Genomic DNA, 1,373 nt, shown 5'->3' on the forward strand with positions numbered 1-1,373 from the left:
ACCGCGGCCGCGGCCAGCGCGAGCGCGAGCGCCGGCAGCGCGCGCAGCCGCGGGCCGCGCGCCGCCGCCCGCCACAGCCGCTGCACCCACGGCAGCGAGGCGGTATCGCGCGGCGCCGGATCGATCAGTCCGGGCAGCAGCAGACGGGTCGCCAGCGCGGCGGTGCCCAGGCCCGCCACGGTGAACACCGCCAGTTGCCGCAGGCCGTCCACGCCGGAGACCAGGAACGTCGCGTAGGCGATGCAGGTGGAGGCCACGCCGGTGCCGAGCGTCGGCCACAGCGCGCGCGCGCTGGCCCACGGCGACACCCCCGGCCGCTGGTGGCTGAACAGGTGGATCGGGTAGTCCTGCGCCACGCCGATCAGGGTGAAGCCGAACGCCACGGTGATGCCGTGCACGCCCTCGAACAGCAGCGCCACCGCCGCCAGCCCGGCCAGCCCGCCGCTCGCCAGCGGCAGCGCGCCCAGCAGCGGCGCCTTCCAGCTCCGGTAGGCCAGCCACAGCAGCAGCGCGAACAGCAGCGAGTCGAGCGTGCCGATCACGCCCGCCTCGCGCTGCGTGCGCCCGCCGACCTCGACCGCGAACGCGCCCGGCCCGGTGACGTCGAGCCGGCTGCGCGTGCCGCCGCGCACGCGCTCGAATGCGGCGCGGATCGCCGCCAGCGCCGCCGCCTGCCCGGCCGGATCGAAGCCGGCCGCGCGCGTCTGCACCGCCAGCAGCGCCTCGCGGCCGCCGCGGTCGAACCACACCCCGTGCAGCCGGCGCGGCGCGTGGGTGGGCTGCCAGCGCTCGGCGAGCTTCAGCGTCTCCAGCGTGGGATCGCGCGGCAGCAGCGGCTCCAGCAGCGTGGCGGCGGGCGAGGCGAGATCCTGCACCCGCTCGTCCAGCGCCGCGCGCAGCGCCGCCGCAGACGCGTCGAACCCGGGCGAGAGCAGGTAGCGGTACGGACGCAGGCGCGGCGGGATCGCCTCCAGCGCATCGCCGCCGCCGTTGGCGACCAGCGCGAAACGCGCATCCCCTGCCAGCGCCGCGCGCAGCGCCTCGGACTGCGCGGCCAGCGTCTGCGGCGGCTCGCCGCCGATCGCCACCAGCAGCAGGCGCGCGCCGGGGCCTTCGCCGAGCTCGTCGATCAGCAGCTTCTGCGCCGGCGTGCGCGGCTCGGGCATGAACCGGCGCAGGTCGCCGGACAACTGCAGCCGCGCGGACAGCGCCCCGCCGGCCAGCGCCAGCGCGGCCAGCCACAGCAGGGCGAGCAGCAGCCGGTGCCGCGCCGTCATCCGCCGCGGCACAGCGCGGCCAGCGCGGCCTCATCGGCGATGCCGCGCGCGCGCTCGGCGGCGCCGGCCAGCAGCGTGCGCTGCGGCGCGGCGGGC

The 1,373-nt window shown here is 78.4% G+C and carries 1 protein-coding gene; it reads right to left on the bottom strand.

What is annotated here, in order from left to right; translation table 11 throughout:
• Positions 1-1,289: MMPL family transporter (locus FQY64_RS14615; RefSeq protein WP_425476677.1), on the bottom strand; the 1,289-nt coding region annotated here is incomplete at its 3' end.
• Between the last annotated feature and the right edge of the window lie 84 nt (positions 1,290-1,373).

The organism is Vulcaniibacterium thermophilum (genome assembly GCF_007923255.1).
Classification (GTDB): domain Bacteria; phylum Pseudomonadota; class Gammaproteobacteria; order Xanthomonadales; family Xanthomonadaceae; genus Lysobacter_F; species Lysobacter_F thermophilum.